The sequence below is a fragment of the Streptomyces sp. NPDC028419 genome (assembly GCF_055565515.1).
Map to the genome: position 1 here is coordinate 198,858 of NZ_JBVHUE010000012.1, position 26,159 is coordinate 225,016.

Genomic DNA, 26,159 nt, shown 5'->3' on the forward strand with positions numbered 1-26,159 from the left:
CTCCCCCCACCCCCCCCCCCCCCCCCCCCCCCCCCCCCCCCCGCTCCACCCCCCCCCCCCCCCCCCCCCCCCCCCCCCCCCCGCCCCCCTCTCTCCTGTCAACTCGACACGGCGATGCGCGCGGTGGATCGGGAACCCCGGACCTCCACCAGCCGGTCGCACGAGGGGAGTTCGCCCCCGACGCCCGTCAGGAGCCAGCACGTGCGGTCCTGGGAGAGCCCGGTGAACAACGCGGCCAGCTCGGGGTCGGCCTCGGCGTCGAACGGGTCCGTACCGGCCGTCGCGTCCACCACCACGAGGGAAGGATCGCCGGCCAGGGCGCGCAACAGCGCCAGCCGCCAGCGGTCCGCCGAGGAGAGCGGCTCACCGGGCGACTCGGAAGCGGTGTCCCGCGCGGCCACCGCGGCGCGCAGCCGGTTCAGCCCGTCCCGTACACCGGGCCGGTCCGCCAGCCGGTCGGGGAAGGTGTCGAGCAGTCGGCCCGCCTCCTCCCACGTGTGCTCCGAGTCCTGCGGGCGGACCCGGGCGATGTGCCGCTCCACGACGGACGGGGCGAGGGCGGTCACGTCCACCCCGCCGATGCGCACCTGCCCCGACGTCGGCGTGAGGTCGCCGGTCAGCAGGTCGCCGAGCAGCAGCCGGGTGCCGTCGGGGATTCCGACGAGCGCCGTGGTCGTACCGCCCGGGATCTCGAACGAGACCGTGTCGAGCACCGTCGTGTCCTCCACCCGCAGGCTGACGCCGTCGAAGACGAGGTCGGCGCTGTCGGGCCAGTCGGCGCCCGGCCGGACCTCCTGCGACCCGGACTCCCCGCTGTCCAGCAACTTGCCGATGGTGGACATCACTTCACGTGCGTTCATGACGGTGCTGGTCAGCAGGACGGCTTCCATCATGGGCCGGTAGGTGAGGACCGACAGCACGATCAGTGCGACGCCCCTGGTTCCCGAGAGCCCGTCGCCGGTGACGGCCGCCGCGCAGGCGCCGACGGCAGCGCACGCGGCGAGTTCGACCGCCCGCCACAGCAGCACCTCGCCGGTGGCGGTCGCCAGGAAGCCGCCCGAGCGCCCCGCACCCCGCTGCTCGTAACTCCTGCGGAGCCACTCCGCCCCGTCGGGCTCCTCGTGGCGGGACAGCAGGCGGGCCACGAGTACGGAGCACAGCGCCAGCACGATCAACCCCGCCGCCAGCGTCAGAGCGACCTTCAGGTTGACGAAGGCGCTGATGACGATCACGGTCAGCGGTGTGGCGGCCGCGGCCACCAACGGCCGCATGACATGTGCGGGAAGTCCCATCAGGACCACGACCGCGGTGCCGTCGAGCGCGGCCAGCCGGTCGGAACGGCCCACTCCGAGCTCGCGGTTGGGCAGTTTCGCCGTGTGCTCGGCGACCTCCCTGTGCAGGGTGGTCACCAGTGCGGCGCCCAGCTCGTTGCCGAGGGGCACGCTGCGGTAGTGGAGCACCGCGTACACCAGGCAGACGACCGCGAGAGCGGCGATCCAGGCCCAGGGCGCCGCCGCACCGGGGGTGAGCAGGTCTTCCGTGATGGGCACCACGAAGGTGAAGGCGACGCCCTGGACGACGGCGCCCAGGAGCAGGAACAGGCACAGCGACGTCAGTCCCCGTTTCCCCGAGACCTGGAAGAAGCGGGCGAGCACGGCCCTCATCGGGGCACCTCCTGGAACGCGGGGGACCCTGCGGACCCGGTGGACGGGGCCACGGGGTCCGCAGCACGGCGCGGCCCCCCGACGGGGTCGAGCAAACCGGCGTACGGGCTGCCGGGACCGGTCAGCTCCGTGTAGGTGCCCGATGCCACCACCTTCCCGGCTTCGGTCACCACGAGAGCGCCGTCGATGACCGCGGGCGGCCCGGTGGCGACGACCACCACGGCGGCCCGGTCGCGCAGTTCGGCGACCGCCGCCCGGACGGTGTCCGGGGAGCCGGGGAAGGCCCGCTCGTCGAGCAGGACGACCTCGCGGTCCCCGGCGAGCAGCCGGGCGAGCGCGAGCCGCTGGAGCTCGGGGTACGACTGCGGCGCCTCGGAGCCCACGATCGCGTCGTAGCCCCGGGGCAGCGCGGCGATCGCGTCGTGGCAGCCGGCGGTGCGCGCGGCGCGTTCGGCCTCCGCAGCGCTGGCGCCCGTACGGTCAGCGGTGATGTACGCGCCGATGGGGCCGAGCACGACGGCCGGGTCGGCCTCCACCGCGGCGAGCCGCTCCGCGGGGGTGTCGGCGAGCAGCCGGTCGATGACCGAGTCCGCGCCCGCGTCGGTGGCGGCGACGACGGTCAGCACCCCGCGCTCGGGCAGCTCCAGGGCGGGGCCCGGGACCGGCTCGGCCTCCGGTGCCACACCGTCGGCGGTGTCGGCCGTTCCCGCGCCGGCCGCCGCGGGCGGCACGATCCCGGCGGCGAACTGGCCCAGGCGTGCCGAGGCCTTCTTGCCCTCGCCCAATTCCTCGACGAAGTAGGTGATGGCCAGCAGAGGTGCGGCCAGTCCCGCGCCGACCAGCAGGAACGGGATCAGGTCGGCGGGGGCCAGCGACTCCGAGCGGGTCAGCAGCGCTCCCCCGCACAGGACGAAGGCGAGCACGGTCAGGGGCGAGAAGGCGATCTCGGCCAGCGCCCGACCGCCCAGCAGCGAGCCGATGCGGACCCGGAAGAACGCGCTGAACTCATCGGTGACATCGGCCAGTCGGGCGGCGGAGCGCCGGGTCGCGGCGGCGGTGTGGGCCCGCGTGCCGGCCGGGTTGATCCGGTGCGCCAGGCCCACGGTGGGGCGTACCGCGTCGATGCCGCTGATGCTCGCCGCGTAGTCGCTCGCCATCTCGCGGAAGAAGCGTGCGGAGATGAAGCCGAAGACGGCGAAGCCGAGCAGGATCGGAGTCAGGGTGATGAGTGCCATCAACCAGTCGACCCAGAACAGGTAGCCGATCGAGAGGACGAACACCAGGATCGACGACAGGAGTTCCGATCCCGCCCGGCCCACCATGACACCCGTGGAGACGATGTCACGGCCCAGTGTGGTGCCGTGCTCCTTCCAGGCGGCGTGCAGCGGCCGGGCCGCGCGGGCGCCGCGCAGCCGGCCGCTGACCGCGAGGAGGAGTGCGTCCTGGGTGCGCGCTCCCGCCTCCTTGCTCAGGACGCGGCCCGCCAGCTGGGCCACGAACCCGACGACCGCCGCGGCGGCGACCACGAGGACGAGCCGGCCGATCCGGCCGCCGTCGGGGTCGCCGTCGAGGAGTTCTCTGCACACCTCGATGACGGCGAGGACGGGGCCGACGGTGGCCACCGCCCCCGCCGCTTCCAGGACGAGCCCCGTACGGGCGCGCCAGAGGGCTCCGGTGGGTGCGCTCATCGCTTGGTGACCAGGTAATCGCCGAGGACCAGGGCGTCGATGTCGGTGCTGAGGAAGCACTCGACCGCGTCCTTCGGGGAGTTGACGACCGGCTCGCCCGCGACGTTGAAGGAGGTGTTGACCAGGCACGGCACATCGGTGCGCGCGGTGAATGCGCGCAGCAGCTCGGCCAGCCGGGGATTGCTGTCGTCCGTCACGGTCTGGATGCGCGAGGTGGCGTCGACGTGCGTGGCGGCCGCGATGGTCTGCGTGTACTCGGGCTTCACCGGGAAGACGAAGGTCATGTAGGGCGAGCGCTCCTTCTTGCCCATCTCGAAGACCTTCGGCGCGTTCTCCTCCAGGACGATCGGGGCGAAGGGGCGGAACGGCTCGCGGTGCTTGACCCGGGTGTTGATGATGTCCTTCATGTCCGCGTGGGACGGGTTGGCCAGGATGGAGCGGTTGCCGAGCGCGCGCGGGCCGTACTCGGTACGGCCCTGGAACCAGCCGATGACGGTCTTGCCGCTGAGCAGTTCGGCGGTCTTCGCGACGATCGCGCCGTCGGGGTGCTCCTCCCAGGTGACGCGGTCGGTGTAGGCGTCCAGAGTGGCGAGGATCTCCTCGGCGGTGTACTCGGGGCCGAGGTAGGGCGTCTTCACGGGCACGAGCGGGACGTTCTGCTCGCGGACGACGTGGGCCGCCGCGCCGATGGAGATGCCCGGGTCGCTGGCGCCGAAGCTGACCTCGGCGCGCTCGAACGGCAGGTCCTCCAGGAGCTTGGTGTTGTTGACGCAGTTGAGCGCCACGCCGCCCTCGTAGATGAGGTCGCGCAGGTCGGTGACGTCGGCCAGGGCGCGCAGCTGGTGCGCGGTGACCACTTCGAGGGCCTGCTGGGCGGCGCTCGCGACCCGGACCTGGAACTCGAACTCGCCGCGGTTGTCGTCGTTGCCGCCGAAGATCTCGTCGAAGAGGGCGAGGTAGGCGCGGGGGCCGCGCGGGTCGCCCGCCAGGGCCAGTGAGTAGCGCCCGGGACCGTCGAAGGTGACGACGTGGTTCAGGATCGGGTTGTCCTCCTGCGCCGGCGGCTCGCCGAAGCCGCCGAGGCCCATGACCTTGTACTCGTCGTTGTTCGGGGTGAAACCGAGGTAGCGCGTGATCTCGGCGAAGAGCTGGGCGATCGAGTTCTGGGAGTCGATGGTGAACTGCTCGAAGACCTTCACCTCGCCGTCGCGGACCTCGCCCATGATGGCGCTGTCCGACTCGCCCTGGCCGTCGCTGATGATGAAGGCGGCGTCGTCGAAGCCGGCGAAGGTGCGGCCGCAGGCGAGGTGGGCCCGGTGGTGCGAGACGGTGACGAGCTTGTCCTCGGCCAGCTCGAACCCGGTGTTGCGGGCGAAGTCCTGGAGGATCGCGGTCTTGCCGAGCAAGCCGGTGTAGAGCTCGCCGAAGTCGCCCAGGGCCTTGAACTTGTACTCGGGAGGGATCGGGGCGCCGGCGATCTTGGAAATGGCGGCGTCGGCGAACTCCGGGGTGAACCGCCAGCCGAAGGCGTAGTAGTCGACGTCGGCGAAGTCGAGACCCGCCTGGTCGAGGACCCAGCGCATGGCGTTGATCGGGAAGGCGGAGGTCTTCTTCTGGCGGTTCATGCGCTCTTCCTCGACGGCGGCGACCAGCTTGCCGTCGATGAAGAGGGACGCGGCCGCGTCGTGACCGAGGAAGCTGTGCCGATCGACGCTGTCCTGCGTATAGCCGTAGAGCTTGCCGAAGGTGTCGGCGGCGCGGGAGAAACCGTTGTAACCAAGAACTATCACTGCGCTGTCTCCTCTGGAACACGGATCTCTGTGAGCCGCGGTGTTCAGGTGGTGGCCGGTAGAAGTGGCCGGTGGGGGTGGCGGGGCAGAACTGCGTTCCGCCCCGCGGTGGTTCAGATGTGCCGTTCCGCGAGCCATTCGCGGATCGTGGCGGTGGTCATGGCGATGTTGTCCTCCATGAGCGTGAAGTGGTCGCCCGGTGTGGTGACCAGGGTGTGCGGCAGGGACCAGGCGGCGCGCCAGCCGTCGTCGTCGAAGCCGTCGGCCTGGTGGGGCAGGGGCTCCTCGGCGCCCACGAAGAGGGTCGGTGCCTTGGTCCCGGTGAGCACGCAGTCGTCCATCAGCGTGTGGTAGTGCCCCATCGCGCTGAGCCGTACGCCGGCCAACGCACCGCTGCCGAAGAGGTGTTCGCGGGCGAAGAGGCCCTCCAGCATGGCCCGGCTGAGGTCTGCGGAGAACTGCGTCCCGGCTTGGAAGGTGTCCAGGACGACGGTACCCGAGGGGGTGAGTCCCTCCTGCTCCGCCCGCGCGGCGAGGGCGTGGCCGATGAGCCCGCCCGCGGAGTGCCCGAGGAGCACGAAGGGCCGCGAGCCCACGGCCGAGCGCAGTGCCTCGACCTGGAGGCCGAGGAACGCCTCGAACGACTCCGGCACCAACTCCCCTTCCCTGAAACCCGGGTTGACCAGCACCATCACATCACGTTCGCCCTGGATCTGCTGCGCGAGCCCGACGTACTGGAGGGGTCCCGCGGTCGCCGTGATGGCCGGGACGCAGACGAGGACCGCACGGTCCTCGTCGCCCCTGGCGAGAACGACGGGCTCCTGCAGGTGCTCCGCCGCGCTCTCGTGGCCGAAGACGGACCGCAGCCGGCCCGCGGCCCGGATGAGGTCCATGCCGGCCGAACCCGCCCTGCCGAGGGCGTGGGACTGGCGGTAGAGCGCCTCCAGGCTGTCGAACGCCGAGGCGGGGGCGGCCGTGCCGGTGGTGCCCGCGTCGCCCGGCTCCGGCCCGGTGCCGATGAGGTCGAGGAGGTGAGCGGCGAGGAGCGCCGTGGTCGGGTGCTCGAAGAGCGTGGCCGCGGCGAGCTCCAGGCGCAGGAGCGAGCCGAGCCTGGTGCGTATGTCGATTCCCGCCATCGAGTCCACGCCCAGGTCGAGGAACTCGCTGTCCACGTCGATGACTTCGACCTCGCCGTGCCCGAGTACCGCGGCCAGCTCGGTCCGGATGAGGTCCTCGACGAGCCGGGCCCGCTGGTCGGGCTCGGCGGCGAGGACGCGCGCCACGGCGCCCTGCCCCGACGGAGCGGGGCGTGCGGCGGGCCGCGGGGCGGACGCCCGCGGAGCGGGGGCCTCGGCGTCCGGGGCGCGCCGGAATCCGGCGGTGGGCACCGCCCTGAGCGTCAGCTCGCGGACCTCGGCGATCGGGCGCCCCGTGGTGTCGGCCAGGTACAGGCCCAGCGCGCCGTCGCCCGCGTCGGACAGCCGTACGCGAAGGCTCGTGGTGCCGGTGGCGTCGAGGACCCGTACCCCGCGCCAGGCGGCGGACAGCCACACCTGCGTGCCGTCCGCGTCCGTGTCCGTGGGCTGCTCGGCGGTGCGCGCGTGCAGCGCGGCGTCGAGCAGGGCCGGGTGCAGGCCGCCGAAGCCGTGCCCCGCGGAGAGGGCCTCGTCGGTCAGCGCCACCTCCGCGAGGATGTCGGTGCCGCTGCGCCAGGCGGAGCGCAGCCCACGGAAGGCGGGTCCGTGGAGGTGGCCCCGTTCCTCCGACGCGGCGTAGAGGGCCGCGGGTTCGAGGGCCTGGGCGCCGGGCGGCGGCCAGGAACCGGACAGTGCGCGGAACTCCGAGGTGTCCACGGGGCCCGGCAGGACCGGCCCGACGACCGCGCGGGCGTGGCGCGTCCACTCCCCCGCTTCCTCGCCGGCGGCGGCTTCGGTCCGGGAGTGCACGGTCAGGGCACGCAGGCCCGCCTCGTCCGCCGCGCCGACCTGGACCTGGACGTGCACGGCGGCGTTCGGATCCAGGACCAGCGGTGCGTCCAGGGCGAGTTCGACCACCTGGGCACAGCCGAGCCGGCCTCCCGCGTACAGCGCCCAGTCGAGCAGGACGCTGCCGGGTAGCACGACGGTGTCCGCGACCGCGTGGTCGGCGAGCCAGGGGTGGGTGGCCCGCGCGAGCCTTCCGGTGAGCAGGGCCGTGTCGCTCTCCGCGGGCTCGACCACGCCGGCGAGGAGCGGGTGGTCGGCGGCCGTGAGCCCCACGGTGCCCGCGTCGCCCGCGGGCGTGGAGACGTCCAGCCAGTAGCGCTGGTGCTGGAAGGCGTAGGTGGGTACGTCGGCGGGGCGCGCCGACGTGTCGAGCAGGGCCGACCAGTCGAGGGTGGCGCCGCGCGCCCACAGTGCCGCGGCGGTCGACAGCAGTGCGGGGCGCGCCGGCCGGCCCTGCCGCAGAGCGGCGGTGACCAGGACGTCGGGGCCTTCGGCCGCCGTGGCCTCCGCGACGGCGGTGGTCGTCTCCGCGGGGACGAGGGTGCCCAGCTCGACGAAGGCCTCGACGCCGTCGCCGAGGAGCGCCTTCACGGCGGCGCCGGGGCCGGCCGGCTCGCGCAGGGTCCGGTACCAGTGCTCGGCGTCCAGGTCGCCGGCGGCGAGGGGTGCCCCGGTGACGGCCGAGTACATCCGTACGCGTCCGTCGCGCGCGGTGACCTGGGCCGACAGCGCCCTCACCTGCTCGCGCAGGGCGTCGTTCCCCCGCTCGTTCCCGTGCGCGGCGAGCAGGCGGCCCTGTCCGGCGGCGAGCAGTGCGCCGTCGGTGAGGGACAGGACGCCGGCGGCGCAGGCCGCGGCGATCTCGCCGCCGCCGAAGCCGACGACGGCGACCGGGGTGATGCCGACGGCCGACCACATCTCGGCGAGCGACACCGTGGCCGCCCAGAGGGCGGGTCGGGCGACAGCCGGGTCGGCGAGCCTGCCCGGTTCGTCGCGCAGGACGTCGAGGAGGGCGAAGTCGGCGTGCGGGGCCAGGGCGGCGGCGCACTCGGCCATGGCGGAGGCGAACACCGGCGAGGTGTCCAGGAGTTCGCGTGCCGCGTCGGCCAGCCCGTCGACCCGGTCGGGGAAGACGAACGCGGTCCTCAGCGATGCGCGGGCCATGCCGCGCGCGGCGCCGTCAGCGGGGAGGTCCCCGGCCGCGAGGGCGTCGAGGGCGGTGGTGAAGCCCGTGGCGTCCTCGGCGAGGACGACGGCACGGTACTCGAAGGCGGTACGCGTGGTGGCCAGCGCCAGAGCCGTCCCCGCCAGGTCCACGTCCCGCGCCACGGCATGCTCCCGCAACCGCGCCGCCTGCGACCGGAGCGCGGCGGGCGACTTGGCGGACAGCACCCACGGCAGCACGCCGACGGCCTCCCGCCCGGCCGGGGCCACGTCCTGGGTTTCGGAGACCTCCCGCGGAGCCTCCTCCAGGATGATGTGGGCGTTCGTCCCACTGATCCCGAAGGACGACACACCCGCACGCCGCACACCCCGCCCGGGCCACACGACCTTCTCCGTCGCCAACTCCACCGCACCCGAAGCCCAGTCCACATGACTGCTCGGCTCATCCACATGCAACGTCGGCGGCACCACCCCGTGCCGCATCGCCAACACCATCTTGATCACACCCGCCACACCCGCCGCGGCCTGGGTGTGCCCGATGTTCGACTTCACCGAACCCAGCAGCAACGGCTGGTTGCCGCCCCGCTCCTGCCCGTACGTCGCCAGCAACGCCTGCGCCTCGATCGGGTCGCCCAAGGACGTCCCCGTACCGTGCGCCTCCACCACGTGGACATCAGCGGCGCCCACACCCGCGCTCGCCAACGCCTCACGGATGACCCGCTGTTGCGACGGGCCGTTCGGCGCCGTCATCCCGTTCGACGCACCGTCCTGGTTGACCGCGGTGCCCCGCACCAGGGCAAGGACGCGGTGCCCGTTGCGGCGGGCGTCGGAAAGACGCTCCACCAGAATCATGCCCGCGCCCTCGCCCCACGCGGTGCCGTCCGCACCTTCGGCGAACGCCTTGCACCGGCCGTCGACGGCCAGGCCGCCCTGCTTGCCGAACTCGGCGAAGACGGTGGGGGTCGACATGACGGCGACGCCGCCCGCGAGCGCCAGGTCGCACACGCCGCTGCGCAGCGCGGACACGGCCATGTCCAGGGCGACGAGGGACGAGGAGCACGCGGTGTCGATGGTGACGGCGGGACCCTCGAAGCCGAAGGTGTAGGCGATGCGGCCGGAGGCGACACTGCCCGCGGTGCCGTTGCTGAGGTACCCGGCGATCTCCTCGGGAATCTCCTGGAGGCGTGCCACGTAGTCGTGGTGCATCAGGCCCGCGTACACGCCGGTCCGGCTGCGCCGAAGGCTCGTCGGGTCGATGCCCGCGCGCTCGATGGCCTCCCAGGAGGTTTCGAGGAGCAGCCGGTGCTGCGGGTCCATCGTGGTGGCCTCGCGCGGCGAGACGCCGAAGAATCCCGCGTCGAACTCGGCGGCGTCGTACAGGAATCCGCTCTCGCGGACGTACGTCGATCCGGTGCGGCCGGGCTCGGGGTCGTAGAGCCGCTGGAGGTCCCAGCCGCGGTCGGCGGGGAAGCCGCCGATGCCCTCGCGGCCGTCCGCGACCAGGTCCCACAGCTCCTCGGGCGAGCCGACGCCGCCGGGGTAGCGGCAGGCCATGCCGACGATCGCGATGGGGTCGTCGTCGGTGGCGCGCACCGTGACGACGCGTGCGCCGCGCTCCGCGGGCTCCGCGAGGGCCTCGCCCAGGAAGCCGGCGAGCGCCTCGGGGCTCGGGTAGTCGAAGACGAGGGTGGTGGGCAGCTGGACCTTGGTGAACTCGGCCAGGAGGTTGCGGAGTTCGACGGCGGTCAGCGAGTCGAAGCCGAGGTCGCTGAATGACCGGTCGGGCGCGATGCCCTCGGGCGTGGTGTGGCCGAGGACGGTGGCGACGTACTCGCGCACCAGGTCCACGAGGGCGGCGGAGCGCTCGGCCGCCGACAGGCCGAGCAGCCTCTCGTGCCATGCCGAGGAGGGGGCGTCGGAGGCACGGCGCGGGGTCGACCTGACCAGGGAGCGCAGCAGCGCGGGCGGGTCGGTCTGCCCCCGCAGGTCCAGGCGTACGGGAACGACGACCGGCTCTTCGAGCCGCACCGACGCGTCGAACAGGGCGAGGCCCTCGTCGGCGCTGATGGCGCGAAGGCCGCCGCGGCCCAGCCTGCCCATGTCGGTGTCGGTGAGCGTCCCCGTCATGGCGCTGGTGTCGGCCCACAGGCCCCACGCGAGCGAGTGCGCGGGCAGCCCCGCCGCGCGGCGGTGCCGGGCGAGCGCGTCCAGGAAGGCGTTGGCGGCCGCGTAGTTGGCCTGGCCCGGGGATCCGAAGACGCCCGCGGCCGAGGAGAACAGGACGAACAGGTCGAGGTCCCGCTCCCGGGTGAGCTCGTGCAGGTACCACGCGGCGTCCGCCTTGGGCCGCAGCACGGTGTCCAGGCGCTCGGCGGTCTGCGCGGTGACCATGCCGTCGTCGAGGACGCCCGCGGCGTGCACCACGCCGCGCAACTCGGGCAGGGACGCGACGAGTTCGGCCAGCGTGGACCGCTGCGAGACGTCGCAGGCGACGAGGCGCACCTCGGCGCCCGCCGCGCGCAGCTCCTCGGCGAGTTCGGTGGCTCCCGGCGCGTCGGCGCCGCGCCGGCCGGTGAGCACCAGGTCGCGGACGCCGTGGGCGGTGACCAGGTGGCGGGCCACGGCGGACCCGATGACGCCGGTGCCGCCGGTGACCAGGACGGTGCCCTGGCCGGCGTACGCGGTGGGAGCGTCGGCGTCGGTCGCGGCGCGCACCAGCCGCCGTACGAAGACGCCCGCGCCGCGCACGGCGATCTCGGTCTCCTGGTCGGCGAGCGCGGCGCGCACAACGGGCCAGGGGACATCGGCGACCCCGGTGCCGGGGGCCAGGTCCAGCAGGGCGAACCGCTCGGGGTGCTCGGAGCGCGCCGAGCGCACCAGGCCGTGCACCGCGGCCTGGACCGGGTCCACGTCCTCTCCGGGCCGCACTGCGACGGCGCCCCTGGTCAGGACGGTCAGCCGGGCCGGGGCCATGCCGTCGTGCGCGAGCCAGGCTTGGATGCGCGCCAGGGCGTGGCCCACTCGGGCCCGTACCCCTTCGAGGGTGTCGGTGGCGCCGTCTCCCGCGCAGTCCAGGAGTACGGTGTCGGCGGCCGTCAGCTCGTCGAGAGCGGTGTCCGGCCCCCAGACCCGCGGCGCCGCTTCCCCGGCGGCGTCCTGTGCCCCCGCCGTCCGGGGTTGCCAGGCCTCGGTGAACAGGGACTCCGCGACCAGGGCGCGCCTCGGGGCCACGGGGGTCGCCGAGACGGGCCGCAGCACGAGTTCGTCGATGCCGACGACGGGGGTGCCGGTGGCGTCGGCGATCCGTACGCGGACGGCGGCGGTGCCCACGGTCGTCAGACAGACGCGGACGGTGCGGGCGCCGCTCGCCCACAGCCGCACGCCGTTCCAGGCGAACGGCACCCGCGAGGTGTCCTCGGCGCCGTCGGCCGCGGCGCCGAGGCCGATGACGTGCAGGGCGGCGTCCAGCAGGGCCGGGTGGACGCCGAATCCCGCGACGTCGTCCGCCGCGGCCTCGGGCAGCTCCACGTCCGCGAAGAAGTCGGTGCCGCGCCGCCAGGCCCCGCGCAGTCCCTGGAAGGTGGGGCCGTAGGCGTAGCCCTGCTCGGCGAGGGCGGGGTAGAAGTCCTCGATCTCGACCCGGGCCGCATCGCGGGGCGGCCACACCTCGCCGGTGACCGCGCCGAAGTCGTCGGCGTTCGGGTTCTGGTCCAGGGGGGCGACCACGCCCTGGGCGTGCCGGACCCATGCGGTCTCCACGCCGCTCGTGCCGTCGTCGGACGGTTCGAGGCGCGAGTGCACGACGACGTGGCGGTGGCCCTCGTCGTCGGCGGGGCCCACGCCGACCTGGATCTGCAGGGCGTCCTCGGGGGTGAGGACGAGCGGGGTCTCCAGGGTGAGGTCGCGGATCCGGCCGCAGCCCACGTTCTGCCCGGCGCGCAGGGCGAGTTCGACGAATGCGGTGCCCGGCAGGAGCACGGCGCCCAGGATGGCGTGGTCGGCGAGCCAGGGGTGGGTGGTGAGCGAGAGGCGGCCGGTCAGCACGGAGCCGCCGGCGGCGCTGCCGTCGGCGATGCTGACTGCGGCTCCCAGCAGCGGGTGGTCGAGTCCGGCGAGTCCGGCGCCGCTCACGTCGCCCGCGCGGTGGGGCGAGACGCGGGGCCAGAAGCGCTGCCGTTCGAAGGGGTACGTGGGCAGGTCCTGGCCCGCGGGGACGGCGGGCAGCAGCGCGCGCCAGTCCACGGTGGCGCCACCGGCCCACAGGGCGCCGACCGCCCTCAGCAGGGAGGCGACCAGGGGCCGTTCGCGGTGGGCGACGGAGGTGACGGTGACCGAGTGGCCCGCGGAGAGGCTGTCCTCCAGCGGCCGGGAGAGCACGGTGTGCGGGCCGATCTCCAGGAAGGCGTCCACGCGCGGCTCGGCGGCGCGCACGGCGTCCTCGAAGCGGACGGCTTCGCGGGCGTGCCGCACCCAGTAGTCCGGTGAGGTGATGTCGTCCGCCGCGAGTTCACCGGTGACGGTGGAGACCATCGGGAGGGCCGGGCGGGAGAAGGTGAGGCGGGCGAGCACGGAGCGGAACTCGTCGAGCATCGGCTCCATGAGCGGCGAGTGGAAGGCGTGGCTGACCTGGAGCCTGCGGGAGCGCCGGCCCGCCAGCGTGGCGGCCTCGGCCACCTGGTCGACGGCGTCCGACGCACCGGACACGACCACGGCGGTGGGGCTGTTGACCGCGGCGATCGCCACCTGCCGCCGGTGCTGTTCGGGCAGGGCCCGCAGCCAGGCGTCGGCCTGTGCCCGGGTGGCGTCGAGGGCCAGCATGGCTCCGCCGTCCGGGAGTTGCTGCATGAGGTCGCCGCGGGCCACGGCCAGCGTGACCGCGTCCTGAAGGGAGAGCACTCCGGCCACGTGGGCGGCGGCGATCTCACCGATGGAGTGACCGAGGACGACGTCCGGGCGTACGCCCCACGCCTCCAGGGTGCGAAACAGCGCGACCTCGACGGCGAAGAGGGCGATCTGGGTGTAGCGGGTCCGATGGATCAGGTCCGCGTGGTCCGCGGGGCGGCCTGCGGAGCCGGCGAGCACCACGTCCGCGAGCGGCACGTCGAGCTGCGGGTCGGCGGCTTCGCAGACGGCGTCGAACGCCGCGGCGAAGGCGGGGAGTTGCTCGTACCACTGTCCCCCCATGCCCGCCCACTGGGCGCCCTGTCCCGCGAAGACGAAGGCGGTCCTGGCACCGGGCTGTGCGGTGCCACGGACGAGGTGGCGGCCCGCGGTGCCCTTGTCCGCGAGGGTGTCGAGGGCGGTGGTGAAGCCGGTGGCGTCCTCGGCGAGGACGACGGCACGGTACTCGAAGGCGGTACGCGTGGCGGCCAGCGCCAGAGCCGTCCCCGCCAGGTCCACGTCCCGCGCCACGGCATGCTCCCGCAACCGCGCCGCCTGCGACCGGAGCGCGGCGGGCGACTTGGCGGACAGCACCCACGGCAGCACGCCGACGGCCTCCCGCACGGTTGGGCCACCGTCCTGGGCCCCGGCCGGGGCCACATCCTCGGCCTCGGAGACCTCCCGCGGGGCCTCCTCCAGGATGACGTGGGCGTTCGTCCCACTGATCCCGAAGGACGACACACCCGCACGCCGCACACCCCGACCGGGCCACACGACCTTCTCCGTCGCCAACTCCACCGCACCCGAAGCCCAGTCCACATGACTGCTCGGCTCATCCACATGCAACGTCGGCGGCACCACCCCGTGCCGCATCGCCAACACCATCTTGATCACACCCGCCACACCCGCCGCGGCCTGGGTGTGCCCGATGTTCGACTTCACCGAACCCAGCAACAGCGGCTGGTTGCCGCCCCGCTCCTGCCCGTACGTCGCCAGCAACGCCTGCGCCTCGATCGGGTCACCCAAGGACGTACCCGTACCGTGCGCCTCCACCACGTCCACGTCGGACGCGGCGAGGCCCGCGTTGGCGAGCGCCTGCCGGATGACCCGCTGCTGCGAGGGACCGTTGGGCGCGGTCAGACCGTTCGACGCACCGTCCTGATTGACCGCGGTGCCGCGCACCACGGCAAGAACGCGGTGCCCGTTGCGGCGGGCGTCGGAAAGACGCTCCACCAGGAGCACCCCCGCGCCCTCGCCCCACGCGGTGCCGTCCGCGCCCTCGGCGAACGCCTTGCACCGGGCGTCCACGGCCAGGCCGCCCTGCTTGCCGAACTCCGCGAACACGCCCGGGGTCGACATCACGGTGACGCCGCCGACCAGGGCCAGCGGGCAGTCGCCGGAGCGCAGTGCGCGGGCCGCGAGGTGCAGCGCCACGAGGGAGGCCGAACAGGCGGTGTCGACCGTCACGGCAGGGCCCTCGAAGCCGAGGGTGTAGGAGATCCGGCCGGAGACGACGCTGGGGGCATTGCCGGTCAGGAGGTGGCCCAGGGACTCGTGTCCCGCCTGGTTGAGCATGCCGGGGTAGTCGGCGCCGTTGACGCCGATGAACACGCCGGCCTTGCTGCCGTGCAGGCCGGTGACGTCGATGCCCGCGCGTTCGAAGGTCTCCCAGGACGTCTCCAGGAGCAGCCGCTGCTGCGGGTCCATCTCCAGGGCTTCGCGCGGGGAGATGCCGAAGAAGGAGGCGTCGAACGCGGTGGCCGTGTCGAGGAAGCCGCCCTGCGGACGGGTCCCGCCCTCGAACTGCGGCCAGCCGCGGTCGTCGGGGAAGTCGCTCATGGCGTCGACACCGTCGTGCAGCAGGTCCCAGAACTCCTCGGGCGTACCGGCCCCGCCCGGGAAGCGGCAGCCCATGCCGATGATCGCGATGGGCTCGCGCTCGGCTTCCTCCAGGTCTCGGACTCGGCCCCTGGTGCGCTTCAGGTCCGCCGTGACCCGCTTCAGGTACTCGACGATCTGCTCTTTCTCAGCCATGTCCGAAACCCCTCGTTGTGCAGAACGTGCTGGTGGGCCGTGCGTGCAGCCGTACGTGCATCAGCTCAGCCCGATCTCGTCGTCGATGTAGCGCAGCAGCTCTTCCTCGCTGACCTCGCTCAGCTCGTCGGCCCCCGCGTCCTGGGCCCGGCCGCCGCCCGGAGCGGTGCCGGCCAGCGCCCTGGAGCGTTCCCGCCAGCGCAGCAGCAGGGTCTCCAGGCGGGCCGTCAGCTTGTTGACCTCGGCCTCGTCGCGCTCGTCGTCGAGCATGGCCTCAAGGCGTTCGACGCTCTCCCTGCCCCATTCCTCGGCCTCCGTCTCGGGCAGCAGGATCGTGAGCAGATGCCCGGTGAGCGCCTCGGGCGTCGGGTAGTCGAAGACGAGCGTGGTGGGCAGCCTCGTACCGGCCGTCCGGGCCAGGCGGTTGCGCAGTTCGACGGCGGTCAGCGAGTCGAAGCCGAGCTCCGAGAACGGCCGGGTGGCCGAGATCTGGTCGCCCGTGCCGTACTTGAGGACCGCGGCGATCTGGCCGCGCACCGTCTCCAGGAGGGCCTCCTGCCGCGCGGCCGCGGGCAGCGCGGAGAGGCGGCCGCGCAGCGCCTGCGCGTCGTCCGGTGCCGTGGCGCGGCGCGGTGCGGAGCGCACCAGGCCACGCAGCAGCGCGGGCGTGTCCTCGCCGCCGCGCAGCAGGGTGCGGTCCAGCTGGACCGGCGCGGAGTGCGGCAGGCCGCTTGCGAGCGCGCGGTCGAAGAGGGCGAGTCCTTCCTCCGTGCTGAGCGGCAGGACACCGCCGGCGTTCATCCGCCGCAGCCCGGCTTCGCCGAGGGTGGCGGTGAGTTCGCTGGTCTCCTCCCACAGACCCCACGACAGGGACTGGGCCGGAAGACCCTCAGCACGACGGCGCACCGCCAACGCGTCCAGGAACACATTGGCCGCCGCGTAGTTGGCCTGACCCGGCGAACCGAACACACCAGCCGCCGACGAGAACAACACGAACAGGCCCAACCCAAGACCCCGCGTCGCCTCATGCAGATACCACCCCGCATCCACCTTCGGCCGCAACACCGACGCCAACCGCTCCGCCGTCAACCCCGTCACCACACCGTCATCCACCGCACCCGCCGCATGCACCACACCACGCAGATCAGAAATACCCGCCACCAACTCCCCCACCGCAACACGATCAGCCACATCACAAGCCACCACCCGCACCGCAGCACCCAACCCCACCAACTCACCCACCAACTCCGCAACACCCGGAGCCCCTTCACCACGACGACTCACGAGCACCAGATCACGCACCCCATGCACAGCCACCAAATGCCGCGCCACAGCAGCACCCACCACACCCGTGCCACCCGTCACCAACACCGCACCACCACCCGACCACGACACACCACCACCCGAAACCACAGCAGCATCCGCACCCACCAAAACCAACCTCGGCACCCACACATCCCCACCCCGCAGAGCCACCTCCGGCTCCCCCGCAACAACAGCCGCAGCAACCACGGACACCGGAACACCGACCACGCCGGCATCCGCATCCACCAACACGAACCGATCAGGATGCTCGGACTGCACCGAACGCAAGAAGCCACGCACAGCGGCCTGCGTGAGGTCCACCGGGTCGGTGCCCGACACGGCGACGGCGCCACGGGTGACCACGGCGAGCCGTGCGTCGGCGAGCGCCTCGTCGGCGAGCCACTGCTGGGAGCGCGCGAGGGCGGTCGTCAGCGTCTCGCGGACCCGCTGCGGCAGGTGCTCGCCGTCGCTGTCCCGCTGCCCGGGGGCGTCGAGCGCGGTCGCGTCCAGAAGGACGAGCCGCACACCGTCGGCGACGGCGGCCTCGATCTCCTCCGCCGACCGCGTACCGTCCCACAGAATCGAACGCGGCGTCTGTGCGAGCGCGTCGAACGCACGGCGCTCCCAGCTCACTTCGTAGAGCGAACGCGCCGCGGTGGCACCTGCCGAGCGGAGCCGGGCCGCGGTGACCGGACGCAGCTCGACCCGGTCCGCGCCGAGCAGCGGGATGCCCTCGGCATCGGTGACGCGCACCCGCAGGGCGCCGTCGCCGGCCGGGGACAGCAGGACCCGTACGATCCGGGCGCCGTCGACCGCCTCCTGGCCGGTGGCGGTGTCGAGGCCACCGGCCCGCACCCGCACGCCCTGCCAGACGGCGGGCTGCAGGACTCCCGCGGTACCGGGGCCGCCCGCGTCGGCGAGACGCCAGGCCTGGCAGACGGACTCCAGGAGCGCGGCGCGCGGCGCGAGCCCCTCGACGGCCCGCTCGGGCAGCTCGACCTCGGCGTAGATGTCGTCGCCCGCGCGCCAGGCGCTCCGCAGCCCCTGGAGGGCCGGCCCGAACTGCTGCCCCGCGGCGAAGAGTTCGCCGTAGAGCCCGGCCGTGTCCGCCGGGGTGGCGTCGGCCGGCGGCCAGGTGCCCGCGAGCCGTGCGTACGCCGCGTCGGTCTCCTCGGCCCCGGGGTGCAGCTCGGCGGTGGCGTGCAGGGTCCACTCCGCGGTGGCGTCACCGTCGGGCTGCGCGTGGACGGTGAGGCGACGGTGCCCGAAGTCGTCGGGCTCCGCGGCCATCACCTGGACGCGGACGGCGCCGTCGGGAGCCTGGAGCAGCGGTTCGTGCTGCTCCAGGCGCGCGACGCCGGGCAGGCCGAGGCGGTCCGCCGCGTACAGCGCCCAGTCGAGCAGGGCGCTGCCGGGCAGTACGGGCGTGTCGAGCACGGTGTGCTCCGCGGGCGAGGCCGCGGCCGGGGTGGTGAGCCTGCCGGTGAACAGGATGCTGTCGGTCCCGGCGGGGACGACGGCCGCGGCGAGCACCGGGTGGCCGGTGGCCTCCTGACCGACACCGCCCGGGTCCCCGAAGTCGTTCGGCGCGTCGAGCCAGTAGCGCTCCCGCTGGAAGGCGTAGGTGGGCAGGTCGACGGCGTCGGCCCGCTCGCCCGGGGCCGGGGCGAGAGCGGTCCAGTCCACGCCGAGGCCCCTGGTCCACAGGACGGCGGCGTTGCGCAGCAGGGCGGTGCGCTCGTCCTCGTCGCGGCGCAGGGTGCCGGTGACGACGACCTCGCGCCCCCCGGCCCGCAGCGCGGAGTCCTCCAGGGCCGCGGTGGTGACCGGGTGCGGGCTGACCTCGACGAAGGTGTCGATGCCGCTTTCCATGAGGTCGGCGACGACCTGCGCGAAGCGCACCGGCTGACGGAGGTTGCGGTACCAGTACTCCGTGTCGGCCTCCCGGTCCCGGACGTCCTCACCGGTCACGGTGGAGCGCCAGGTCACCTGGGGCCGCGCCGAGGTGATGTCGCCGAGCTCCTTGAGGAGGCGGTCCTTGATGAGCTCGACCTGGGGGCCGTGCGAGGGGTAGTCCACGGGGATGCGGCGGGCGCGGATCCCGTCGGCCTCGCAGCCGTCCAGGAGCTGTCGCAGCGGTCCCTCGTCACCGGCGACGACGACCGCGCCGGGGCCGTTGACGGCGGCGATGACCACGCCGGTGGCGGCTTCGGCGGCGCCGTCGGGGTTCGTGTAGCGGTCGATGAGGGCCTGGGCCTCGTCGGCGGGCACGGTCAGTGAGGCCATGCCGCCGCGCCCGGCGAGCTCCTCGGCTATGACGCGGCTGCGCAGGGCCACGAGACGGGCGCCCTCGTCCAAGGTCAGGGCGCCGGCCACGCAGGCCGCGGCGATCTCTCCCTGGGAGTGGCCGACGACCACGGAGGGCGTGATGCCGGACTGCTGCCAGACCTTCGCGAGGGAGACCATGACGGCCCACAGGGCGGGCTGCACCACGTCGACGCACGCCAGGGCCTGCTGGTCGCCGAGGACGTCGAGCAGGTTCCAGTCCGTGTGCGGCGCGAGCGCGTCGGCGCATGCGCGCAGGGCCCCGGCGAACACCGGCGACGATTCCATCAGGCCGAGCGCCATGCCGGTCCACTGGGCGCCCTGGCCGGGGAAGACGAACGCGACCTTGGCGCCGGGGCGGACGGTCCCGGAGACGAACCCGGGGACATCGGCGTCCTGGCGGGCCAGGCCCGCGAGCCCTTCGGCGAAGCCCTCGGGGTCGGCGGCGAGGACGACCGCGCGCTCGTCGAAGGCGCTGCGGCCGCCGATGAGCGCGGCGGCCGTCGCCGCGGGCTCGGCCCCCGCGACCGCGAAGGCGCGCAGCCGCTCGGCCTGGCCGCGCAGCGCGGCGGGGGACTTGGCCGAGACGAGCCACGGCAGTACGGCGCCTTCGGCGGCGGCGAGCACGGGCTCGGGCCGCTCCGCACGCGGCTCCGCTTCCGCGGTCTCGGGGGCCTGTTCGAGGATGACGTGGGCGTTGGTTCCGCTGATCCCGAACGAGGAGACCGCCGCCCGTCGCGGCCGGCCCGTCTCGGGCCACGCGACGGCCTCGGTCACCAGCTCGACGGCGCCCGCCGTCCAGTCGATGTGCTCGCTGGGCCGCTCGACGTGCAGGGTCCGGGGCACGGTGCCGTGCCGCAGGGCGAGCACCATCTTCATGACGCCCGCGATACCGGCGGCGGCCTGGGTGTGACCGATGTTGGACTTCACCGAACCGAGCAGCAGCGGCCGGTTGCCGCCGCGCTCCTGCCCGTACGTCGCCAGCAACGCCTGCGCCTCGATCGGGTCGCCCAGGGACGTACCCGTACCGTGCGCCTCCACCACGTCCACGTCGGACGCGGCCAGGCCCGCGTTGGCGAGCGCCTGCCGGATGACCCGCTGCTGCGAGGGACCGTTGGGCGCGGTCAGACCGTTCGACGCGCCGTCCTGGTTGACGGCCGAGCCCTTGATGACGGCGAGGACGCGGTGGCCGTTGCGGCGGGCGTCCGAGAGACGCTCGACGAGGACCACGCCCGCGCCCTCGGCGACACCCATGCCGTCGGCCGCGTCGGAGAACGCCTTGCAGCGGCCGTCGTGGGCGAGGCCGCGCTGACGGGTGAACTCGGCGAAGATCGTCGGGGTCGACATCACGGTGACGCCGCCGGCGAGCGCCAGGTCGCACTCGGCGCGCTGCAGGGCGCTGACGGCCATGTCCAGCGCGACCAGGGACGAGGAGCAGGCCGTGTCCACGGTCACGGCGGGGCCCTCGAAGCCGAGGGTGTAGGAGACCCGGCCGGTGGCCACGCTGCCCGCGTTGCCGTTGCTGAGGAAGCCCGCGACGTCCTCGGGCACGGAGCGCAGACGTGCCGCGTACTCGTGGTACATCAGGCCGGAGAACACTCCGGTCCGGCTGCCGCGCAGCTCCGTCGGGTCGAGGCCCGCGCGTTCGATGGCCTCCCAGGACAGCTCCAGGAGCATCCGGTGCTGGGGGTCCATGGTCACGGCCTCGCGCGGGGAGATCCCGAAGAAGGAGGCGTCGAAGTCGGCGGCGTCGTGCAGGAATCCGCCCTGGTCCACCAGGGAGGTGCCGGGGCGTTCGCCGGTGGGGTCGAAGAACGAGTCGAGGGCCCAGTCGCGGTCGGTCGGGAAGCCGCTGATGCCCTCACCGCCGTCGACGAGCATCTGCCACAGCTCGTCGGGCGAGTCGACGTGGCCGGGAAAACGGCAGCTCATGCCGACGATCGCAATGGGCTCGTCGTCCGCCACGACCCGCGCCACCTCGCTGCGCTGCCGGGCGGCCGTGCCGGCCAGGAGACCGTGCAGATGGGTGCCGAGCGCGGCCGGTGTCGGGTAGTCGAACACCAGTGTCGCGGGCAGGCGGTTGCCGGTGAGTTCGCCCAGCCGGTTGCGCAGCTCCACAGCGGTCAGGGAGTCGAAGCCGAGGTCCTTGAAGCCGCGCTGGGCCGGGACCGCGTCCGCGCCGGAGTGACCCAGGACGGCGGCCACTTGGGCCCGGACGAGGTCGACGAGCATGCTCTCGCGCTCGCCCTCGGGCACGGCCTCGTACTGCGCACGCCAGCCACGGCCCCCGGGGGTGCCGGTGGCGCGGCGCGCGGGGGTGCGGACCAGGGCGCGCAACAGCGGGGGCACCTGCTGGCCTTCGGCGCGGGCGCGGGACAGGTCGAGGCGTACGGGAACCAGGTGCGGGGCGTCGAGGCCCAGCGACCGGTCGAAGAGCGCGAGACCTTCCTCGGTGCCGAGGGCCCGCATTCCGCCGCGGCCGAGCCGGGCCTTGTCGGATGCGTCGAGGGTGGCGGTGAGTTCGCTGGTCTCCTCCCACAGACCCCACGACAGGGACTGGGCCGGAAGACCCTCAGCACGACGGCGCACCGCCAACGCGTCCAGGAACACATTGGCCGCCGCGTAGTTGGCCTGACCCGGCGAACCGAACACACCAGCCGCCGACGAGAACAACACGAACAGGCCCAACCCAAGACCCCGCGTCGCCTCATGCAAATACCACCCCGCATCCACCTTCGGCCGCAACACCGACGCCAACCGCTCCGCCGTCAACCCCGTCACCACACCGTCATCCACCGCACCCGCCGCATGCACCACACCACGCAGATCAGAAATACCCGCCACCAACTCCCCCACCGCAACACGATCAGCCACATCACAAGCCACCACCCGCACCGCAGCACCCAACCCCACCAACTCACCCACCAACTCACCCACACCCGGAGCCCCTTCACCACGACGACTCACGAGCACCAGATCACGCACCCCATGCACAGCCACCAAATGCCGCGCCACAGCAGCACCCACCACACCCGTGCCACCCGTCACCAACACCGCACCACCACCCGACCACGACACACCACCACCCGAAACCACAGCAGCATCCGCACCCACCAAAACCAACCTCGGCACCCACACATCCCCACCCCGCAGAGCCACCTCCGGCTCCCCCGCAACAACAGCCGCAGCCACCACGCCAACCACACCCGCATCCGCATCCGCATCCACCAACACGAACCGATCAGGATGCTCGGACTGCACCGAACGCAAGAAGCCACGCACAGCGGCCTGCACCGGGTCGGGCAGTTCCTCGGGCGCGATGCCGACGGCGCCGCGGGTCAGCACGACGAGCCTGGCCCGGGTGGACGCCTCCTGGGCGAGCCACTCCTGGACGCGGGCCAGCACGACGCCGGTCATGGCGTGGGTCGCGGCCGGTACGTCGTCGCCGCCGCCGGGCACGTCCTGGGCGGCGCAGTCGAGGAGCACCAACTCAGGCTCTCCGGCCAGTACTTCGGCGAGCGGTGTGCCCGGGTGCCAGGAGACGGTGAGAGGTGCGACTGCGGTCGCGGTCGCGGGCTGCCAGGCGTCCCAGCGCGGGACGTACAGCGACCGGCCGGGGTCCGTCGCGCGCACGTCGGTGGCGGAGAGCGGGCGCAGCACGAGCTCGTCCACGGAGGCGACGGGCGTGCCCGCGGCGTCCGTGGCCAGCAGGCGTACGCCGTCGCCGCCGGCCGCGGTCAGCCGGACGCGCAGCGAGGTGGCGCCGTCGGTCCAGGTCTGGACGCCGGTCCAGGCGAACGGGAGGCGCACGGCGCCTTCGTCCCCGAACAGGCCGCCCAGGCCCATGGCGTGGAGGGCGGCGTCGAGGAGGGCGGGGTGGGCGAGGAAGTCGGCGGCGGCCGCCTCCTCGGGCAGGGCCACTTCGGCGAACACCTCGCCGCCGCGGCGCCAGACGGACTGCAGGCCCTGGAAGGCGGGGCCGTACTCGTAGCCGCGCTCGAACAGCGCGCCGTAGAAGTCGCCCCTCTCGACGGCGGTGGCGCCGGCGGGCGGCCAGGCGCCCTGGAGGTCGGCGAACTCGCCTGACTCCAAAGGCTCTTCGGCCGTGAGGGTGGCGGTGGCGTGCCGGATCCACTCGGCGGGCTCCTCCTGGTCGGCGGTGCCGGTCCGGGAGTGGATCGTGGCGGTCCGCGCGCCGGACTCGTCGGCCTCGGCGACCTGGACCTGGAGGGTGACGCCGGTGTCCGCGGTGAGGGTGAGGGGGCGCTCCAGGGTGAGCTCCCGCACGCGGCCGGAGCCGATCTCCCGGCCTGCGGCGAGGGCGAGTTCGAGGAAGGCGGTGCCGGGAAGGAGCACGGTCCCCAGGAGGACGTGGTCGGCCAGCCAGGGGTGCGTCGGCAGGGAGATCCTGCCGGTGAAGACGGCCGCGCCGGACTCGGCGGGGATCGTGGCCGCGGCGAGCAGCGGGTGGGCGACGGGGTCGAGCCCGATGCCCGCGGCGTCCCCGGTGTTGGCGGGGCCCTCGATCCAGAACCGGCGCCGCTGGAACGGGTACGTCGGCAGTTCGGCCGCGTCGTTCAGGCCGGCCGGGGTGGCGCTCGCGGCCGCTCCCGCCAGGAAGGCGTCCCAGGAGAGGGGGGCGCCGCGGGTCCACAGGGTGGCGGCGGCGCGGGTCAGGGCCGTGCTCTCGTCCTGGTCCCGGCGGAGCGTCCCCGAGACGACCACGTCGTCGTGGCCCGCCGCGGCCGCGAGGTCCTCGATGGCGGGGGCGATCACCGGGTGCGGGCTGATCTCGACGAAGGTGTCGATGCCGCGGTCGAGGAGGGCGTTGACCGTCTCGGCGAACCGCACGGGCTCGCGCAGGTTCCGGTACCAGTACCGCGCGTCGGCGCTGCCCCCGGCGAGCGGCCGCACGGTCACCGACGAGTACATCGCCACGGACCCGGCGCGGGGTTCGATGGGCGCGGCGACCTGGAGGAGCCGGTCGCGGATGCTCTCGACGTGCGGGGTGTGGGACGCGTAGTCGACCGGGATGGTGCGGGCACGGACACCGGCGGCCTCGGCGGCCTCGGAGACCTCGGCGAGCACCTCGGGGGCGCCGGCGACGACGGTCGCGCCGGGGCCGTTGACGGCGGCCACCCACACGCCGTCGCGGCCGTCGAGGAGTTCGGCGGCGCGCTCGGCGGAGGCGGCCAGGGAGACCATGCCGCCCTGCCCCGCGAGGTCCTCGGCGATGGTGCGGCTGCGCAGTGCGACCAGGCGCGCCCCGTCTTCGAGGGAGAGGATGCCGGCGGCGCAGGCGGCGGCGATCTCGCCCTGGGAGTGCCCCACCACGACATCGGGCGTGACGCCCGCGGCCTGCCAGAGCTTGGCGAGGGAGACCATGACGGCCCACAGGGCGGGCTGCACCACATCGACGCGCGCCAGGGCCTGTTCGTCGCCGAGGACGTCGAGCAGCTGCCAGTCCACGTGCGGCGCCAGCGCCTCGGCGCACGCGCGCAGGGCTTCGGCGAAGACCGGCGAGGACGCGAGGAGTCCGGTGGCCATGCCGGTCCACTGGGAGCCCTGGCCGGGGAAGACGAACGCGACCTTGGCGCCGGGGCGTGCGATGCCGTGCACCAGGCCGGGCGCGTCCGCCGTGCCGTCGGCGAGCGAGGCGAGGGCCGCGGGGCGCTCGTCGCCGAAGACGACGGCGCGGTGGGCGAAGGAGGCGCGGGTGCGGACGAGGGCGGCGGCCACGGCGTCGACGTCGGGGGTGCCCGCGTCGGCGAGGAAGGTGCGCAGCCTGTCGCCCTGGTCGTACAGCGCGGCGGTGTTCTTGGCGGACAGCGGCCAGGGAGCGGGGACGCCGGTGAGCACCGGGGTCGCCGCGTCGCCCGCGGACGGCTCCTCGGCCTCCGGTGCCGTGTCCTCGGGGGCCTGTTCGAGGATCACGTGGGCGTTGGTTCCGCTGATCCCGAACGAGGACACCGCCGCCCGTCGCGGCCGGCCCGTCTCGGGCCAGGCCACGGCCTCGGTCACCAGCTCGACGGCGCCCGCCGCCCAGTCGACGTGCGGGGTGGGTTCGTCCACGTTCAGGGTGGGCGGCACCACGCCGTGCCGCAGGGCGAGCACCATCTTCATGACGCCCGCGACACCGGCCGCCGACTGGGTGTGGCCGATGTTGGACTTCACCGAGCCGAGCAGCAGCGGGCGATCCTCCGGGCGGTCCTGGCCGTAGGTGGCGAGGAGCGCCTGGGCCTCGATCGGGTCGCCCAGGGTCGTGCCGGTGCCGTGCGCTTCCAGGACGTCGACGTCGGACGCGGCGAGCCCCGCGCTGGCGAGCGCCAAGCGGATGACGCGCTGCTGGGAGGGACCGTTGGGCGCGGTCAGGCCGTTCGACGCGCCGTCCTGGTTGACCGCGGAGCCGCGGATGACGGACAGGACGCGGTGGCCGTTGCGGCGGGCGTCCGAGAGCCGCTCGACGAGCAGTACGCCGACGCCCTCGCCCCAGGCGGTGCCGTCGGCCGCGGCGGCGAAGGCCTTGACGAGGCCGTCCTGGGAGAGCCCGCGCTGCTTGCTGAACTCGGTGAAGGCGTCCGGCGTCGCCATCACCATCACACCGCCCACCAGGGCCAACGAGCTCTCCTTGTTGCGCAGCGACTGCGCGGCGAGGTGCAGCGCGGTCAGCGAGGAGGAGCAGGCGGTGTCGACGGTGACGGCGGGGCCTTCGAACCCGTACGCGTAGGAGAGGCGGCCGGAGAGGATGCTGGAGGCGCTACCGGTGAGCAGGTAACCCTCGCTGTCCTGCGCGGTGGCCACGTTCGAGCCGTAGCCGGACAGGACGCCGCCGACGAAGACCCCCGCGCTCTCGCCGCGCAGTGTGCCCGGGTCGATCCCGGCCCGCTCGAACGCCTCCCAGGAGGCCTCCATGAGCACCCGCTGCTGCGGGTCCATCGCGAGGGCCTCGCGCGGGGATATCTCGAAGAACTCGGCGTCGAAGTCCGCGGCGCCGTCGATGAATCCGCCCTTGCGGATGTACGAGCTGCGCGGGCGCAGTCCCTCCGGGTCGTAGAGGGCCCCCAGGTCCCACCCGCGGTCCGCGGGGAAGTCCGCGATGCCCACACGCCCTTCGGCGACCAGCTCCCACAGGGCCTCGGGGGTCTGCACCCCACCGGGGAACCGGCAGCTCATGCCGATGATGGCGAGCGGCTCACGGGCGGCCTCCTCGACGGCGCGCAGCCGTGCGTAGGAGTCGCGCGCATCGGCAACCGCCTGCTTCAGGTACTCGCGGAGCTTCTGCTCGTTCGACATCCAGTCCTCTTCCGGTCCAACACGTTTCGT

5 protein-coding genes are annotated in these 26,159 nt (G+C 73.7%); all 5 read right to left on the minus strand.

Translation table 11 applies throughout. The features are described 5' to 3' along the window. Nucleotides 1-98 precede the first annotated feature (98 nt). Nucleotides 99-1,664, minus strand: coding sequence for an ATP-binding cassette domain-containing protein (locus ACZ4UB_RS16880; protein WP_468070835.1), 1,566 nt, complete (start codon nucleotides 1,662-1,664; stop codon nucleotides 99-101). After that, complete coding sequence (locus ACZ4UB_RS16885; RefSeq protein WP_468070837.1) at nucleotides 1,661-3,352, minus strand: hypothetical protein; 1,692 nt, start codon at nucleotides 3,350-3,352, stop codon at nucleotides 1,661-1,663. The genes ACZ4UB_RS16880 and ACZ4UB_RS16885 overlap by 4 nt, the downstream gene beginning before the upstream one ends. Next, the gene (locus ACZ4UB_RS16890) at nucleotides 3,349-5,142 is read right to left on the minus strand and encodes a carbamoyltransferase family protein (RefSeq protein WP_468070839.1); all 1,794 of its coding nucleotides are present in this window, start codon (nucleotides 5,140-5,142) and stop codon (nucleotides 3,349-3,351) included. The genes ACZ4UB_RS16885 and ACZ4UB_RS16890 overlap by 4 nt, the downstream gene beginning before the upstream one ends. Before the next feature lie 113 nt (nucleotides 5,143-5,255). Then, nucleotides 5,256-15,206, minus strand: a complete 9,951-nt coding sequence (locus ACZ4UB_RS16895; protein WP_468070841.1) for an SDR family NAD(P)-dependent oxidoreductase — start codon at nucleotides 15,204-15,206, stop codon at nucleotides 5,256-5,258. Between the two features lie 60 nt (nucleotides 15,207-15,266). Next, entirely contained in the window at nucleotides 15,267-26,129 is a 10,863-nt protein-coding gene (locus ACZ4UB_RS16900; protein WP_468070843.1) for a type I polyketide synthase, read from the minus strand. Between the last annotated feature and the right edge of the window lie 30 nt (nucleotides 26,130-26,159).

Excerpts from the sequence above, each read along its gene's own strand:
- ACZ4UB_RS16880 (WP_468070835.1), bottom strand. The coding sequence starts at position 1,664 with ATGAGGGCCGTGCTCGCCCGCTTCTTCCAGGTCTCGGGGAAACGGGGA.
- ACZ4UB_RS16885 (WP_468070837.1), bottom strand. The coding sequence starts at position 3,352 with ATGAGCGCACCCACCGGAGCCCTCTGGCGCGCCCGTACGGGGCTCGTC.
- ACZ4UB_RS16895 (WP_468070841.1), bottom strand. The coding sequence starts at position 15,206 with ATGGCTGAGAAAGAGCAGATCGTCGAGTACCTGAAGCGGGTCACGGCG.
- ACZ4UB_RS16900 (WP_468070843.1), bottom strand. The coding sequence starts at position 26,129 with ATGTCGAACGAGCAGAAGCTCCGCGAGTACCTGAAGCAGGCGGTTGCC.